Source organism: Psychrosphaera aquimarina (assembly GCF_032461525.1).
GTDB classification, from domain to species: domain Bacteria; phylum Pseudomonadota; class Gammaproteobacteria; order Enterobacterales; family Alteromonadaceae; genus Psychrosphaera; species Psychrosphaera aquimarina.
Window position 1 is genome coordinate 611681 of the sequence record NZ_JAWCUA010000001.1, and the last position, 17181, is coordinate 628861.

General features: G+C 37.8%; 15 protein-coding genes and 2 pseudogenes. 6 read left to right on the forward strand and 11 right to left on the reverse strand.

Annotation, left to right across the window (positions count from 1 at the left end; all coding sequences use genetic code 11):
• Positions 1 to 54: 54 nt before the first annotated feature.
• Together RT723_RS02800 and RT723_RS02805 are read left to right on the forward strand one after the other, a co-directional pair.
• Positions 55 to 951 carry a hydroxymethylglutaryl-CoA lyase gene (locus RT723_RS02800; protein WP_315945842.1) on the forward strand — a complete coding sequence of 299 codons (897 nt, stop codon included), beginning with the start codon at positions 55 to 57 and terminating at the stop codon, positions 949 to 951.
• A 31-nt stretch (positions 952 to 982) separates the two neighbouring features.
• Positions 983 to 1486: a GNAT family N-acetyltransferase gene (locus tag RT723_RS02805; RefSeq protein ID WP_315945802.1), complete on the forward strand. Its 504-nt coding sequence runs from the start codon at positions 983 to 985 to the stop codon at positions 1484 to 1486.
• A gap of 84 nt (positions 1487 to 1570) precedes the next feature.
• Here RT723_RS02805 and RT723_RS02810 read toward each other — a convergent pair whose 3' ends face one another.
• From RT723_RS02810 to hemA, 10 genes are all read right to left on the reverse strand, one after another.
• The gene (locus tag RT723_RS02810) at positions 1571 to 2689 is read right to left on the reverse strand and encodes a beta-ketoacyl-ACP synthase III (RefSeq protein WP_315945803.1); all 1119 of its coding nucleotides are present in this window, start codon (positions 2687 to 2689) and stop codon (positions 1571 to 1573) included.
• Between the two features lie 116 nt (positions 2690 to 2805).
• Positions 2806 to 3921: an RDD family protein gene (locus RT723_RS02815; RefSeq protein ID WP_315945804.1), complete on the reverse strand. Its 1116-nt coding sequence runs from the start codon at positions 3919 to 3921 to the stop codon at positions 2806 to 2808.
• A gap of 33 nt (positions 3922 to 3954) precedes the next feature.
• Positions 3955 to 4812: a 3-deoxy-8-phosphooctulonate synthase gene (kdsA, locus tag RT723_RS02820; protein ID WP_315945805.1), complete on the reverse strand. Its 858-nt coding sequence runs from the start codon at positions 4810 to 4812 to the stop codon at positions 3955 to 3957.
• Between the two features lie 44 nt (positions 4813 to 4856).
• Complete coding sequence (locus RT723_RS02825; RefSeq protein ID WP_216055957.1) at positions 4857 to 6098, reverse strand: DUF819 family protein; 1242 nt, start codon at positions 6096 to 6098, stop codon at positions 4857 to 4859.
• Between the two features lie 44 nt (positions 6099 to 6142).
• Positions 6143 to 6946: a tetratricopeptide repeat protein gene (locus RT723_RS02830; protein ID WP_216055958.1), complete on the reverse strand. Its 804-nt coding sequence runs from the start codon at positions 6944 to 6946 to the stop codon at positions 6143 to 6145.
• 90 nt (positions 6947 to 7036) lie between these two features.
• Positions 7037 to 7399 (reverse strand): SirB2 family protein, encoded by a 363-nt coding sequence (locus RT723_RS02835; protein ID WP_315945806.1) that lies wholly within the window; start codon positions 7397 to 7399, stop codon positions 7037 to 7039.
• A gap of 90 nt (positions 7400 to 7489) precedes the next feature.
• Positions 7490 to 9043 carry a DUF3369 domain-containing protein gene (locus RT723_RS02840; protein WP_315945807.1) on the reverse strand — a complete coding sequence of 518 codons (1554 nt, stop codon included), beginning with the start codon at positions 9041 to 9043 and terminating at the stop codon, positions 7490 to 7492.
• A gap of 86 nt (positions 9044 to 9129) precedes the next feature.
• On the reverse strand, positions 9130 to 9981 hold the full coding sequence (prmC, locus tag RT723_RS02845) for a peptide chain release factor N(5)-glutamine methyltransferase (RefSeq protein WP_315945808.1): 852 nt from the start codon (positions 9979 to 9981) through the stop codon (positions 9130 to 9132).
• 106 nt (positions 9982 to 10087) lie between these two features.
• Complete coding sequence (gene prfA / locus RT723_RS02850; protein ID WP_315945809.1) at positions 10088 to 11173, reverse strand: peptide chain release factor 1; 1086 nt, start codon at positions 11171 to 11173, stop codon at positions 10088 to 10090.
• Positions 11170 to 12420, reverse strand: a complete 1251-nt coding sequence (gene hemA / locus RT723_RS02855; protein WP_216055963.1) for a glutamyl-tRNA reductase — start codon at positions 12418 to 12420, stop codon at positions 11170 to 11172. Before hemA ends, prfA begins: the two co-directional genes overlap by 4 nt.
• A gap of 168 nt (positions 12421 to 12588) precedes the next feature.
• Between hemA and lolB the strand changes: the two genes are divergently transcribed.
• The 3 genes and pseudogenes from lolB (at position 12589) to RT723_RS02870 (ending at position 15074) form a co-directional block, all read left to right on the forward strand.
• Positions 12589 to 13188 carry a lipoprotein insertase outer membrane protein LolB gene (gene lolB, locus RT723_RS02860; RefSeq protein ID WP_315945810.1) on the forward strand — a complete coding sequence of 200 codons (600 nt, stop codon included), beginning with the start codon at positions 12589 to 12591 and terminating at the stop codon, positions 13186 to 13188.
• Positions 13189 to 14057: pseudogene (ispE, locus tag RT723_RS02865) on the forward strand (4-(cytidine 5'-diphospho)-2-C-methyl-D-erythritol kinase).
• A 60-nt stretch (positions 14058 to 14117) separates the two neighbouring features.
• Positions 14118 to 15074 carry a ribose-phosphate pyrophosphokinase gene (locus RT723_RS02870; RefSeq protein WP_216055965.1) on the forward strand — a complete coding sequence of 319 codons (957 nt, stop codon included), beginning with the start codon at positions 14118 to 14120 and terminating at the stop codon, positions 15072 to 15074.
• Positions 15075 to 15253: 179 nt separating this feature from the next.
• On the opposite strand, the pseudogene cysB reads toward RT723_RS02870, so the two are convergent.
• Positions 15254 to 16227, reverse strand: a pseudogene (gene cysB / locus RT723_RS02875) (HTH-type transcriptional regulator CysB).
• Positions 16228 to 16398: 171 nt separating this feature from the next.
• Here cysB and RT723_RS02880 point away from each other — a divergent pair.
• Positions 16399 to 17085, forward strand: coding sequence for a sensor histidine kinase (locus RT723_RS02880; RefSeq protein WP_315945812.1), 687 nt, complete (start codon positions 16399 to 16401; stop codon positions 17083 to 17085).
• Positions 17086 to 17181 lie beyond the last annotated feature (96 nt).

Consider the following 17181-nt stretch of genomic DNA (forward strand, 5'->3'; position numbering starts at 1 on the left):
ACAATATTATAGAGAGTTAATATGACAATTATAATGGATAACAATTTATCTAATATGGCCATGCCAAAGCAGGTCAAGATAGTTGAAGTTGGCCCAAGAGACGGATTACAAAACGAAGTGCCTGTCACATTGGAAGATAAAGTCAATTTGATCAATAGTTTGTCAAAAACAGGCTTAACCGTGATCGAGTCCGGCTCGTTTGTGTCGCCTAAATGGGTGCCACAAATGGCGGGCTCTGCTGAAATATATGGTTTAATCGATCAAGTTGATGGCATTAATTACCCTGCCCTGACGCCAAACTTAAAAGGTTATGAACTAGCCAAACAAGCAGGCGTTAAAGAAGTGGCTATATTTGGTGCGGCAAGCGAGTCTTTTAGTCAGAAAAATATTAACTGCTCAATTGCTGAAAGCTTGCAACGCTTTGAACCTATTATGCAACAAGCTAAGTTAGATGGTATAAAAGTCCGAGGATATGTGTCATGTGTTTTAGGTTGCCCGTACGAAGGTGACATAGACGTTGCTAAAGTAGCAGAAGTCGCTAAAACATTGTATGACATGGGGTGTTATGAAATCTCTTTAGGTGACACCATAGGTGTTGGCACTCCAATTAAAGCACAGGCAATGTTGGCTGAAGTAGCTAAGTTAGTTCCAATTGAGCACTTAGCGGTCCACTTTCACGATACTTATGGTCAAGCCTTAGCAAACATATATGCTTGTTTAGCCTTAGGCGTGAGTGTAATTGATTCTGCGGTTGCTGGATTAGGCGGTTGCCCTTACGCGAAAGGCGCATCTGGCAATGTAGCGACGGAAGATGTAGTTTATATGTTAAATGGTTTAAACATTAAACATGGCGTTGATTTAACAGCATTAGCACAAGCAGGCGAAACCATTTGCAAAGCGTTGGGTAAAAAAACGAACTCTAAAGTGGCTAATGCTCTGCTTTCTAATTAACTGTTAGCTCTTAACCAAAGTAGGATATTTTATGTTGTTACTCGGTGAGCGTATTACCGTTAGGGATATGCAAGAAAGTGACGCTGACTTTATGCTGGCGTTACTTAACAGCCCCGGTTTTATCGATAATATTGGCGATAGAAACATCAGAACCAAACAACAAGTCATAGATAAAATTCACCAAGTTTATACCTTAGAATATCCGGTTTATGGTTTGTTTACCGTCGTTAATAATCAAACCAATGAGCCATTAGGTACAGTCAGTTATTTAAAACGTGATCACTTATCACACGACGACATAGGATTTGCGTTTTTACCACAACATTTTGGTCAAGGTTATGCCTTTGAGACCAGTAAACTATTGTTGGATCATGTCATTAATCAAGGAAAAACCTGTGTAGTGGCAGTCGTTAATCCAACCAATGTTGCATCAATCAAACTATTAGAAAAGCTTGGTTTTATTTATGCTGGGAAAACGACAATGCCTGGTGAAACAAGTCTGATATCAAAATATTCATTTAACATTAGCGACTAATAAACGTATAAAAACACTGACCCTAAGATCAAAAAAGCCGAGTTGTTTTTCAACACTCGGCTTTAATTATTACGCTTGTTATATTTAAAGCTTTTCTAAACTAATACAACCCACTGAGTATCCAGCACCAAAGCTACATAAAATACCTTTTTCGCCAGATTTAAAGTCATCTTGATACTTGTGGAATGCAACAACAGAACCAGCTGATGCCGTATTCGCGTATTCATCAAATATTAGCGGTGCATCGAGAAACTCAGGTTCACGACCTAATAATTTTTTTGCCGCAAACAAATTCATATTAATATTGGCTTGATGTAACCACATTCGTTTAACATCAGTAACCTGCCAATTGTTGTCAGCAATATGACTTGAGATTGTATTGGTTGCTAATGGCAACAATTCTTTAAAAACTTTACGCCCTTCTTGGAAGAAAAATGAATTATCTTCTGCAAGTTCATCGTAACAGTGATCGACATAGCTGTGATTACAGCGAATATTATTTGAGAATTGTGTGATTTGACTCGTGTTTACAATTTTAAATTGATTTGCTGAAGTTGCGGTTTCTTGCTTTTCAATGATAAGCGCAGTGGCTACATCACCAAAGATAAAATGACTATCACGGTTAGTGTAATCTAACTGAGGCGTAGTGAACTCTGGATTAACCACTAATACCGTATTAGCATTGCCAGTTTGAATTGCATTATAAGCATTGATGATGGCAAAAGTAGCGGTAGAACAGGCTACATTCATATCAAAACCAAAACCGCTCGCACCTAATATTTGTTGTACTTCTACGGCCATAGACGGATAAGAACGCTGCATATTAGAGCTACCAAGAATGATCATGTCGATATCTGAGGCGTGTTTGCCTGAATTGGCGATAGCTTGTTTGGCTGCTTCAACGGCCATTAATACCATTTCTGGTGGCTGTTCAGGATCATTTTTTACCATGCTTGGGTGCATGACATTAAGGTCAGTTATGCCCTCTTTATGCATAACATAACGAGATTTTATACCTGACGCTTTTTCAATAAATTCTACGCTTGAACTTTTCTTTTCTGCTAATGTGCCAGCGGCAATTTCAGCTTGGTGTTCGCTATTATATTTTTCTGCATAAGCATTTAATACATCGACAAGCTCTTTATTTGAGACTTTATGAGGAGGGGTAAATAAACCTGAACCGGAAATAACAACTGAAGTCATGATGAAATCCAAAAATTAAACAGCTTAACATTATGCAATTGCGCCAAAAAAGTGCAAGTTTTAACTACCAATTTAGTGCATTTATAATACTAATTAGGTTAATTGGATTAACTTAGTTACAAATCACCTTTAATTACCACGGTTGCGGATATTTTATCTTGAATAGCCTGACGGTTTGAATCCCAATAAATTTGGAAAAATCCTAATAAACCTGTGGCAAAACCAGCACCATAACCACCATAACGACCAAATGAATCCCATGCTGACATATAAGTACCATCAAGTTGTATCACTCGTATTCCCATCAAACGTTTACCAGGAGTTTGTCCACGCCACCAAGCAGGAAAAGCCGTAAAATATAACGCCGCCCAACCAAAACCTAAGCCTAAATCAGAAATAATCCCTTTACCAAACTCAACCAAACTATACACAGGCGCTTCCTGTTTTGGCTGTATTTGTTCATCTGAGCTTTGTTCATCTGAGCTTTGCTGTTCATTGTTCTCTTCAACTACAACAGGTGCTTGAACGACCTCATTTTCCAAAGTGGCTTGATCTGACGGTTCAGTTTGATCTAGTTTTGTAGGATTTTTTAATGCCGCATACTTTTGTACTGACGCTTGATAATAAGTAAAAAGTTGATCAACGTATTCTAAACGCGCTTGTTCTGTCTCTATGGGTAACGATTTTGAATTGTCTTCGATGAATTCATACACTTCATCATTAGACATATTAAGCTCTGCAACAGCATCTAAAGTGTCTTCAATTAACGGATGGTAACAAGCTAAATCACAATCGGGTTGTTCTAATTTAGTAGTTAATTCAAAAAGTAATGCAGCAAACCTTATTGAATTAGCAAAAGAAGGGGCTTGTGTGATCTCTAGGTCATTTTCGGGGATAACAATATCGTTATTAAAACTTTGATTAATAAATGCGATAACACTAATAAAAACAGCAAACGCACCAATTAAACGTAATAAATAACGGGCAAAGCGCCAACGCTTTTGTTCACTTTTTTTACCAAATTTAAAGATAGATAAACCGGCAACTAGCCCCCAAAATACAGCGCCAACATGAGTAAGCATAAGCACTGCCAAGGCATCAATTGACATTGCAAGGCCACGCTGTAATGGCGAGGCCAAACCTTTACCTAATAAGGCGTCATCTACACCAAAGGCAATATCAGTAATGATGTTTTTATCATCGGCTAGTATTACTTTTGGTGTAGATTCCATGTTATTTCCAACGTTAATTTTTGATAGTCATGCTTAGTTAGCTGATGTATCTAATGGCGGAAACGACTTAACTAAATCATCAATGTGTTTCATTTGAGTTAAGAACCCTTCTAGCTTTTCTAACGGTAATGCACAAGGACCATCACACTTAGCTTCATTTGGATTTGGATGAGCCTCAATAAATAGACCAGCCAAACCTAATGCCATGCCAGCTCTAGATAATTCAGCAACTTGAGCTCGGCGACCATCGGCAGAGTCTGTACGACCGCCTGGACGTTGTAACGCATGGGTCGAGTCAAACATAACTGGAGCCATTTTTTTCATGTCATCCATACCCAACATATCAACCACTAAGTTGTTATAACCAAACTGTGAACCACGTTCACATAAGATCACTTGGTCGTTACCGGCTTCCATGAACTTATTAATAATATGACGCATTTCATGTGGTGCTAAAAACTGAGGTTTTTTCACGTTTATGATTGCATTGGTTTTTGCCATCGCCACCACTAAATCGGTTTGGCGTGCTAAAAAGGCAGGTAACTGAATAATATCAACAACCTCTGCGACAGGCGCCGCTTGAAAACCTTCATGCACGTCCGTAATGATTGGCAAATCAAATTGAGATTTAATCTCTTCAAAGATTTTTAATCCCCCTTCCATGCCCGGACCACGATAAGAAGTTACCGACGAACGATTAGCTTTATCAAACGATGCTTTAAAAACATAAGGAATGCCTAACTTAGTTGTGACTTCTTTATAATGTTCTGCGATTTTCATCGCCATATCACGAGACTCAAGTACATTCATACCGCCAAATAATACAAATGGTTTATCATTTGCTAACTCAATATTTGCGCCGATTTGAATGTTTTGTTTGTTGTTTGTCATTTTATTTCCAATAGTTTAAACACCTAACGTATTTAGTTAGGCAGCTATGATCCAATTACTTGTAACACTTGTCCGCAGAACCAAGCTGCATAGGTACCAATTGCATATCCCATAACTGCTAATAATACGCCAACAGGCGCTAATGCAGGATGGAATGCCGACGCAACCACAGGTGCAGAAGCGGCTCCACCGACGTTAGCTTGACTGCCAACCGCCATATAGAACAATGGAGCCTTAATTAATTTAGCCACACTTAACATTAATATTGCATGAACTAACATCCAAATAGTGCCTAATATAAAGAATTTAGGGGACTCAAATATTTGAGTTACATCCATATGCAATCCTACGGTGGCAATTAAGATATATAAAAATGCACTACCAAATTTAGAGGCTCCAACCGCCTCAACCTTGCGTAACTTGGTAAATGATAATGCAATACCAATGGCGCTAGAAATCACTATCATCCAAAAGAATTGACTATGAAAACTATATTTATCGAAAGTTGGGTGATTCTCAATCATATAAGGTGTGATCAGATCTGAGCAAAAATGTGCAAAACCAGTGACGCCAAAACCAATAGCACAAATAAATATAATATCTTCTAGTTTTGGAATGCGGGCGTGTTTTCTTTCAAACTCTTCAACGTTAGCTCTTAATTCATTTAAAGCTGTGGTATCAGCACCCGTACGCGCATCAATTCTTTTTGCATTACTTGCAAGTAACAGTAATACCGCCATCCAAATATTAGCGACAATGACGTCCACCGTTATCATAGATGAAAATATGTTATTACCTACTTCATAAATTTCTTTCATTGCAGTTTGGTTGGCACTGCCACCAATCCAACTACCAGCAACGGTTGTCATACCTCGCCAAACGGCTTCAGGACCTGCACCATTAAGCATTTCTGGTGAGAAACTAGACATAATCAATAACGCTAATGGGCCACCAATAATTATACCTAAAGTACCGGTAAAGAATAAAATTAACGCCTTTGGCCCTAACTTTAATATCGCGGGTAAATCAACACTGATGGTTAACAAAACTATACAAGCGGGTAATAAATAGCGAGATGCAACAAAATACACTTGAGACGTATCGCTATCGACAACATTAAAGGTATTAAGAAGTGATGGTAGGAAGTAACACATTAATACTGCTGGTACTATTTTATAGAACTTTTGCCAACCGCTATTAGCACTATTACTTGTATAAAATACAAACCCTAATATAACAGCAAGCAAGCCTAGAACTGTGGCGTCATTTGAAATCAATGGCGTCATAAATCCCTCTTTTTTATAATTATTGTTTATGAATAAGCGAACGCTTAATGAATTGTTTCCACTATATGACTTTGTTCTTCTAACTGCAATCTTATGAACATGGCCATTGGATCATTTGGGCAGGCTTTGATGAAATAATCAAAATCGTCTTTTGCCCACTTCCCGCAATCTAGTTGGTTTAATACTAAACCTCTATCTCTGCGTTCGTATGGGTCTTCAGGTAATAAATCCATGAGTGTTTCAACACAAGTTAACGCGTCTTCAAACATACCTTCATCTAACAAGGCTAATTTTTGATCGGTAATTAACGTTTTAACCAACTCTTCGTGTGGGATCTCTTTTGCGTAAGCGGCAATATCGCTGACTAAACTGCTTTTCACATCGTCATTTGAGATCAAATACTCAGTTGCACCTGATAAGGCATCCAAAATAATAAGTTCTGAACTACTAAGTCTAACAACTAACGCCATGCCTTCTTCTAATTCGGCAATAAGCGCATTGAAACCTAATTCACGTAGTAAGTATCTAAATAACACAGCAAGTGTCATTTCGTTACCAGTACGGTGCATGATGCAAAATGAAAGGTTGGCTAAGCTCGACTCAGGTAACTCTTGTAAACCTGGACCGGTAACGGCTAATTCGTCAATTAAACAATCGACTGCTTGATACAGTTGCTCTTGCACAGGTTGATTTTTGTCTACAGACGCAGACAAATGTGCAACCAATTCGGCTAAATGTATATCAATATCATCAATAGCAAATTCATCTTGCCAGTTTTGCTCTAACTGAATGACTTCTCTTAGCAAATCATCGGGTTTATCAGACTCGTACAGCCAATTTGCAGACATAATAACTTCTTATATAAATTAATAACGGTGAGGTTTATCCCCAAGCGCACTTAAGTGGGGGCAAATTCTAAAAATTCAATAACCGTTTTGTTAATACTGACCTTTTGTTACTGCATAAAATGCAGCAAATATAAGACAAATAGACGAAATACTTAACATCTGTATTGCCTTCGACTTCTGCTCAGCTTTCATCGCAAATACAGCAAATACAATATAACCCACCACAAAAATCACTTTAACGGTTAACCAGTGATCAACTAATGGGTATTGCGCAATTAAACTGGATAATATGCCAGCAGATATTAATAAAAAGGTATCAATAATATGAGGAATAATTTTAAGCGCTTTATTTAATTCGCGTCCCTTTAATTGATGCTGATAAAAACGATAATAAAACAAAATTATACTAATTAACGCCAACATAATGTGGGTATGTTTTACTGCCATATACATAATAAGGTTCTTCTTTGGTTAATATAAGATGACAACACTAATAACAATTAGTGTTGTTTAATAATGTGAAATGAGTGACAACAAAAGGGGTTAACCTTCTTGGAATTGCTCAATGATTTGTTCAATTTTATCGACCGAATTTAATAAACCTTGAACTAACTTAGGGTCAAATTTCTTACCACTTTCAGATTTAATAAACTCAATAGTTTCGTCTTTATTCCAAGCTTTTTTATAACAACGATCATGACGTAAAGCATCATAGACGTCAGCCATAGCAACTATCCGACCATATACATGGATATCTTCACCAGATTTACCTTTAGGGTAACCCGTTCCATCCCAGTTTTCGTGATGATCTTGCGCGATAATCGATCCCGCTTGAATCACACTGCGGTTAGATCCTTCCAATATTTTAGCCCCTGTTTCAGCGTGACTTTGCATAATGCTCCATTCATCATCAAGTAACTGACCTGGTTTATGTAAAATATTATCCGGTATACTGATTTTGCCCACATCATGTAAAGGTGCAGCACAACTCACTAATTCAACTTCTTTTTGGTTTAATCCATATGCTTGGGCTAACACGCCGCTGATCAAAGCAACCCGTCTAACATGATTTCCCGTTTCATTTGAACGATTTTCTAATGCTTCGCTTAAACGATAAACTAACTCACGTTGGGTATCTTCTAGCTCTAATTGCAATTGCACATTTTCATAAGCAATCTGTACATTTTGGGCAAATAATTCAATCAATGTTCGTTCTGTTTGACTCACCTCTTTTGGCAAACCAGACACATAAAGAATTGAGTTATTAGAAAAACGGCTGTAACAATAAGCAACTAAATAGTCACCACGATAAACAATAGACTTAGTCGATATCGCTTCTTGAAATGCGGCTTGCAGTTCTTCGTTCACAACATCTTTAACATTCTTACCCAAACTAGATTCAAATTCACCTTGGGCGGCAATAACGGTTAAGCCATCTTTGTTTCTTAAATTTTCACAATTGACCATTAAGGTATCTGTGATGTACATGGCTTTTTCGTTACCACAACCAATGACAGACGTAAGTTGTTGCATAACGCCATCAATAAACTGATCCATTGAATGTATAGAAAAAATATCCGCCGATGCTTCAATAATTTTTGTTAAACCTTTACGGCTATTGTCTAAGGCAACTATGTCTCGGTAAGCTCTAAGACTAGACATGATGACTGTAAATAACTTTTGAGCGGTCAGCTCTGTCTTAGATTTATAATCATTGATGTCATAATTTAGTATGACTTGCCTTTCCGGCGCTTGACCTGGTTGCCCAGTTCTTAAGATAATTCTGATTTTGTGGTTATTAGCTTCTTCACGAATAAATTGAGCGACTTGCAATCCTGCGTCATCGGTTTCCATGACAACATCGAGTAAGATAATGGCTGCATCAGGATTTTCGGTAATGACTTTTTTACCTTCAGCACCTGAGTAAGCACTGATGAATTCCAATTTTCTATCTTGGAAAATAAAATCACTTAGCGCTAATTTAGTTACCGCATGAACTTCCGGTTCGTCATCTACAATAATAACTTTCCAACTACCTATCGAAAAAGTTTCATCTTCTTCGCCAGTATCATTTGCAAACAAAAAATCATCATTCATTATCGTGTGTACCCTTTCAATCTATTTGCTTACATCGGCGTCTATCGCTCAATTAAGCTCCCTTTTGTTCAAGACTACCCCAATAATTAAAAATAGCCAACGGTGATACGCTCATTTGCTGATAAATCTTTAAACGTATTCACATTACTGTATCCATTTTGGCAAAAAATCGCTCTAACCTCTTTGCCTTGAGTGTTTCCATGTTCAATCATAACCAAGCCTCCATCATGCAAATATTGTTTGGCTTGTGACAGTATAATTTTAATATCGGATAAACCACTATCCCCTGCTGTTAAAGCGGATAATGGTTCAAAGCGAACATCACCTTGTGATAAATGAGAGTCAGCCTCATCGATATATGGTGGATTGGAAACGATTAAATTAAATTTAGTATTTGGGATATTTTCAAACCAATCACTTTGGATAACTTTACAATTATTTATTTGGTTTAATTTTGCATTTTCTTGCGCCAAAGTAACAGCTTCTGGAACAAAATCCGCAGCTATCCATTCCCAGGTTTTAAGCTCAGATGCTAAAGACAATGCTATCGCTCCGGTGCCAGTACCTAAATCTAAACCTAAAAAAGGCTTATCTTTGTGCTCTTGCATTAACAACAGCGCTTGTTCAACCAGTGTTTCTGTATCTGGACGGGGGATTAACGTTGCAGGTGAAACCTTAAGATTTAATGACCAAAACTCGCGGTATCCAACAATATGCGCAATGGGATGGCCAAGCGCTCGTTTGGCACAAACTTGCTTAAATTCTGCTAATTGAGCTTCATCTAGGGTTTTATCAGGCCAAGTGAATAGATATGTGCGATTACAGTCTAAGACATGGCACATTAGTAACTCAGCATCTAACTTGGCTGTGTCGGATAGTTTATTAAAGGAGCAAGTGGCATCATGTAGCAGCCACTTAATTTGACTTGAGTTATCCATTTCTACCTAATCTATTGCGCCTGATCATTTTAACCGATAAATAGTTTCATCGTTGTTATCAAACTTGGCCTTAGTTAACGCATTGTCCTAATAACCAAGGTTAATATTAATCTTCTGACATTGAAGCTAATAAGTCAGCTTGATATTCCGTCATTAACGGGTGAAGAACACAGTCTAAATCACCTTCCATGATCTCATTCAACTTATACAAAGTTAAGTTGATCCTATGTTCTGACATTCTTCCTTGTGGGAAGTTATAAGTTCTCACTCGCTCTGAACGATCACCACTGGCCACTAAGTTACGACGCATACTGGTTTCTTCAGCATTACGTTTTTCATCTTCCGCGGCTTGCATACGAGCGCTTAACACGGACATAGCTTTCGCTTTATTCTTATGCTGTGAACGCTCATCCTGACATTCAACCACAATGCCCGTTGGTAAATGCGTAATACGTACTGCAGAATCCGTTTTATTTACGTGCTGACCACCCGCACCTGATGCACGATAGGTATCTATTTTTAAATCCGCTGGATTGATATCAATTGCTTCAGCTTCTGGAACTTCTGGCATAACAACCACAGTACAAGCCGATGTATGAACTCGGCCTTGAGACTCAGTGTCTGGTACACGTTGAACGCGGTGACCGCCTGACTCAAACTTCATTGTTCCATAAACATCATCACCGGTTATATGAGCAACCATTTCTTTAAAACCACCGTGATCACCTTCGTTACAGGTCATGACTTCAATTTTCCATTTCTTGGACTCTGCATATCGGCTGTACATGCGGAATAAGTCACCAGCAAATATGGCGGCTTCATCACCACCGGCACCTGCTCTTATTTCTAAGAAACAGTTGTTACCGTCGTTCGGATCTTTTGGCAACATTAATACTTGTAATTCTTGGTCTAAACGTGCGATAGCCGCTTTTGAAGTTTTATATTCTTCTTGGGCCATCTCACGCATTTCTGCGTCGTCTTCATCCATCATTAACTTGGCTTCTTCGAAGTCTTCTTCAGCGCCTTGGTATTGCTTAAACGTAACCGTGATGGCTTCTAAATCGGAGTACTCTTTAGATAATGCACGGAACTTATCTTGATCTGAAATAATTTGTGGTTCACTTAATAGCGCTTCAACTTCTTCACGGCGTTCAATAAGCGTTTCTAATTTGCTTCTAATTGAGTCTTTCATCGGATCCCTAATACGGCTTTTATTGCGGTTAATTCCTGCATATTTTGTTTTTCTGCTGCATCTTTTAAGGCAGAAGTTGGCGCATGAATTAATTTATTTGTTAATTTATTTGCTAGCTCTTTTAATATTTGTTCTACGTCGTTACCCGCTTGTAATTGATTTATCGCTCTATCTAGCAGTTCATCTTTTATCGCCAAACTTTGTTCACGATAATCACGGATCAAATCCACAGACTCCAAAGAGTTTAGCCAATCATCAAATATATTGGCTTTCTGTTGTATTATTTCTTCGGCATCAACGGCGGCTTCGGTTCTTGCTTGCATGTTCTTAGCGACAATTTCTTGTAAATCGTCAACGGTATATAAATAAGCATCGTCGAGCTCAGCAACTTGAGATTCAATGTCTCTTGGTACGGCCAAATCAACTAAAAACATAGGTCTGTGTTTTCGTCGTTTTAATACATTCTCAACCATACCTTTACCAATGATAGGCAAAGTACTGGCGGTTGAACTTATCACAACATCGGCTTCTAACATTTGAGCCGGAATTTGGCCTATGGTACAAGTTTTAGCGGAAAACTGTTCAGCCACTAATTTAGCATTGCTCAAGGTTCTATTTGCGACAACTATGTCTTTAGCGCCTTGCTCAAAAATGTGTTTCGCCACCAATTCGATGGTTTCGCCCGCACCAACCAGTAACACTTTTTTATTATCAAAACTGCCAAATACTTGTTTGGCTAAAGTCACCGCGGCAAATGCAACCGAAACGGCATTCACCGCAATGTCTGTTTCAGTTCTGACTTTTTTAGCGACTGAAAATACTTGTTGGAACATACGCTCAAAATAAGTCTTAACGGTACCCACTGATTTAGCTTGTTGATAGGCCTGTTTAACTTGACCTAATATTTGAGGCTCACCCAACACCATAGAGTCCAGTCCACTTGCCACACGCATTAAATGTGTTGTAGCTGAAACGTCCCTTTGAATGTATAAGTGTTGATCAAGCTCTTGTTCGGGTACTAAATGAAAGTCAGCTAACCAAGATGTTAAGATTTGAGAATTGGTTGCATCGCCAAAACAGTAGATTTCAGTACGGTTGCATGTTGATAAAATCACGGCCTCATCACATAAACCATCGGCGATAACCGACTGCAATGCTTCAGATAATCGTTCTGGTGTAAACGCTAGGCGCTCACGTAACTCTACTGACGCTGTTTTGTGATTTATACCTAATGCAAGAACCGTCATAAAATGGCTGAATTTAAACCCCTTTGGAGAAAGGCGGCAATTCTACGAAAAAGCAGAGGTTTTTAAAAGCCTTAACATGGTTTATCACAATAGAAATTATTAACTAAGAATTGATTTTCATTTTTTATCTGGGAAAATGGCCCCACTAAACTTGCAAGATTGGATTATATGAAACCTTTTCAAACCATTTTTTTACGCGTCTCAATCTTGTTGCTTGCCTTATTTCTAAGTGCATGTAGCACATTAAATCAGTTTCAAACCGCACCAAAAGAATTGCCGCTTGATATCAAAAAACTAGATTCTTGGACTGTCAGAGGTAAAGTCTTAATAAAAACCGAGACCGAAAACCTATCCGGATATTTTTATTGGCAAAAACAACAAGACTCAGTTCAATTTTCGTTAAACACTTTTATTGGCACTAATATTCTTACCTTAACCACAAAAAACAACCTATCAACCTTAGAAGTGGACGGTAAGGTTTATAAAGATAGAAGTGCAAGTCGTTTGATACGGCGCACCACGGGAATCCAATTACCGTTAGAAAAGTTAGAACTATGGATACGGGGTCAATTAGCAGGTAAAGAAAAAAGCATTATTAAAAATGGCAATCAAATAAAACAATTTGACTATACCGGCACAGAACAAAAGTGGCAGGTTAAGTATTCAAAATTCCAACAACAGAAAATATATACCTTGCCAATGTTAATAAATTTAACCACCAAAGGGACTAAATTAAAATTATCCGTTTCTAATTGGGAGTTTGATTAAGTGCCAATTAACACACTAAAACTTACTTCCCCTGCAAAACTTAACCTTTTTTGCATATCAGTGGCCAGCTAGAAAACGGTTATCATGAATTACAGTCTTTATTTCATTTCCTAGACAAAGGCGATGAATTAACGTTTGAGCGCACCAACGACGGCATTGTCACTTTGGAATGTAATTTATCTGAGTTGGTGACTGAGCAGAACTTAATAATCAAAGCGGCAAATGCACTTAAGGCGAAAGTACCTCAAGCACAAGATGGCGTTAAAATTAATTTACAAAAAGTATTACCAATGGGCGGCGGTGTTGGTGGTGGGTCATCAAATGCGGCTACTACATTATTGGCATTAAACGAATTATGGTCGTTAAATTTAGCGCACTCTGAATTAGAAGTGATTGGAAAATCCCTTGGCGCTGATGTGCCTATTTTCGTACGAGGCCGATCATCAATTGCAGAAGGTATAGGGGAAAAATTAACCGACTACCCTATTGATGAAAAATGGTATTTAGTACTCACCCCACAGGTTCATGTAAATACAGCGCTTTTATTTAGCAGTACTGAATTACCAAGAAATACTAAAAAAATAGACTTATGTAACATTAATTACACAGGTTTAACGCCTGAACATAAAAATGACTTTGAAACTTTAGTCTATAAAAACTATCCAGACGTTGCCAAAGCGATAGACTGGTTGTTAGAATACGCGCCAGCCAGATTAACTGGAACTGGTGCTTGTGTATTTTCAGTTTTTGAAAGTAAACAAGAAGCTGAATCAATTTTTAATAGATTGCCTGCGGATCTGTCTGGTTTTATTGCACAAGGTTGTAATATTTCTGTCACACATCAACAACTACGTGAGCAATTAAGCTAGAAATAAAGCCATACTTATACTTTATTTCTTAAACACTTAACGAAGCTATAGGATAACTCTGTGCCTGATATAAAGCTCTTCGCTGGAAACGCTACCCCAGAACTTGCTGAAATCGTCTGCAATCGTCTTGATTTAAAACTTGGAAATGCAACTGTTGGCCGTTTTAGCGACGGTGAAATAAGTGTACAAGTTCATGACAATGTTCGTGGTTCTGACGTATTTATTATTCAATCTACTTGTGCTCCATGTAATGACAATCTAATGGAATTGATTGTTATGGTTGACGCATTACGTAGAGCATCCGCTGGTAGAATCACAGCGGTTATTCCATACTTTGGTTACGCTAGACAAGATCGTCGTGTACGTTCTGCTCGTGTTCCTATTACTGCAAAGGTTGTTGCAGACTTTTTATCAAGTGTTGGTGTTGACCGTGTGTTGACAGTTGATTTACATGCAGAGCAAATTCAAGGTTTCTTTGATGTTCCTGTTGATAATGTATTCGGCAGCCCAATTCTAGTTGAAGACATGAGAAGCCAAGGTTTTGATGTTGCAGATGATGTTGTTGTTGTTTCACCAGACATTGGTGGTGTAGTTAGAGCAAGAGCAATTGCAAAACTACTTGATGATAAAGACTTAGCTATTATCGACAAACGTCGCCCACAAGCTAACGTAGCGCAAGTTATGCACATCATTGGTGATATTGAAGGTCGTGATTGTATTATTGTTGACGATATGATCGATACTGGCGGTACTTTATGTAAAGCCGCTGAAGCACTTAAACAACATGGTGCTAAACGTGTATTTGCTTATGCAACACATCCAATATTCTCTGGTAATGCGGTTGAGAATCTTAAAAACTCAGTAATTGATGAAGTCATCGTTACCGACTCAATTCCATTAAAAGCAGAAATTGCAGCATTACCTAATGTGCGTCAATTAACTTTAGGCAACATGTTAGCTGAAGCAATTCGTCGTCTAAGTAACGAAGAGTCAATCTCAGCGATGTTTGATCACTAAACAAAGTAACCTTTGTCGCAGTGAAAAAAATCCGTCTTATCATAGACGGATTTTTTTATACCTATTTTTTATGTTTCATGCTTCATAACAGGGCTTGGTTGTCGGCTCTGGGTTGAGTCATAAAAAAACCTCAGTATTTACTGAGGTTTAATGAATCTATTCATTTTACAATCAACCGGTTATTTAACGGGCAATTCAATTGATTCAAACATTCTGTCCACTTCTTCTTGATTGCGTAACAAACATGCACGTTCCACCACATCTCGAGTAAGGTGCGGAGCAAAACGTTCAATAAAGTCATACATATAAGTCCGTAAGAAGTTACCTTTTCTGAATCCAATTTTAGTCGTGGATTTTTGGAAAATATGGCTAGCATCAATCGCAACTAAATCAGAATCTAAGTCATCCATTGCCATGGTCGCAACCACGCCAACACCAACCCCCATTCTTACGTATGTTTTAATAACGTCTGCGTCCGTTGCCGTAAAGACTATTTTAGGTTCTAACCCTTTATCATTAAAGGCGCGGTCAAGTTCAGAACGGCCTGTAAATCCAAACACATAAGTGACTAAAGGAAACTGAGCTATATCTTCAATCGTTAATGCACCACTGCGTTTTGCTAGTGGATGATCTTTTTGACCACTACCGAACGATTCCAATGATAACAAGGCAACATCACTAATTCGTTGTATAAATGCAGCGCTTCAGTAGCAATGGCAAAATCAGCTTCACCACGGGCAGCCGCATCACTAATTTGTGATGGCGTACCTTGATGCATATGCAAAGACACTTTAGGAAAACGTTCCATAAATCCTTTGATCACGCCTGGTAATGCATATCTTGCTTGGGTATGGGTTGTGGCAACATTTAACTTACCTTGGTCAGGTAAGGTATGTTCCTTCGCAACAGATTTTATTCCATCAACCTTACTTAGGATATCGTGTGCAATGGCAATTATTTCTTTGCCAGCCGAAGTAACATGCGTTAAATGTTTTCCGCTACGACCAAAAATTTGAATGCCTAGTTCATCTTCTAACATTCTAACTTGTTTACTAATTCCAGGCTGTGACGTATATAAATTTTCGGCGGTCGCTGATACATTTAAATTGTTATTTTCCACCTCAACAATATAACGTAATTGTTGTAACTTCATTAATCTGTTCCGAGCAGTTTTTGTTATACTAAAAATATATACATTTCGGCACATTTATTCCATAAAATTTTTAAATAGTTTCATATTTATTCAAAAAATGCATAAATAGTGTTTAATAAAGCAGTTTTCTATAACATTACTACCTCTTTCTATATAAACGGAGACATAAAAATGGAACGTCCTGTTATTGATTTTTCTACTGTACTTGCTTCATCTGCTCACGATATGAAAAATGGGCTTTGTTTATTAATCCAATTAATAGAACAACTCAGTAGCAAAATGCGCTTAAACAACATGGATGAAGCGGAAGAATTAGCTCAAATTCATTATGAAGCTTCTCGGTTAAATACCAATTTATTGCAGATGTTAGCCATGTACCGTGCTGAGAAAAACGTATTGCCGTTAAATGTAGATGATTATTACTTAGACGAAACCCTTGATGATCTTGTCGCGAATAACAGTCTTTATATAGAAAACAAAAAGTTATCTATTAATTTTGACGTAGAAGATGAATTATCTTGGTACTTTGACCAAGACTTAGTTTCTAACCTGTTAAACGATATCTTCGTTAATGCCATGCGTTATTGTAAATCGTCAATTTTAATTAGTGCAAAAACAGTCAATGACCAATTACATGTTTCCATCGCCGACGACGGTAACGGTTACCCAGAACATATGTTGCAATCGTCCATAACCACACCACAAGATATTGAATTAAATATTAGTCGAACGGGTTTAGGATTATATTTTGCACAGTTAATTGCCGCTACACACGAACAAGATGGCACTTGTGGTTTCATTAAGTTAGAAAATGGCGGTCCGCTAAATGGCAGTGTATTTACTTTAGTACTACCCTAATCCATTTATTTTGTTTACTATTATTAATAGTTACTGAATTTATTTGATTTATAGGTACCGTCTTTAATCAAATAGTTATTTGTATTTATTTGGAGT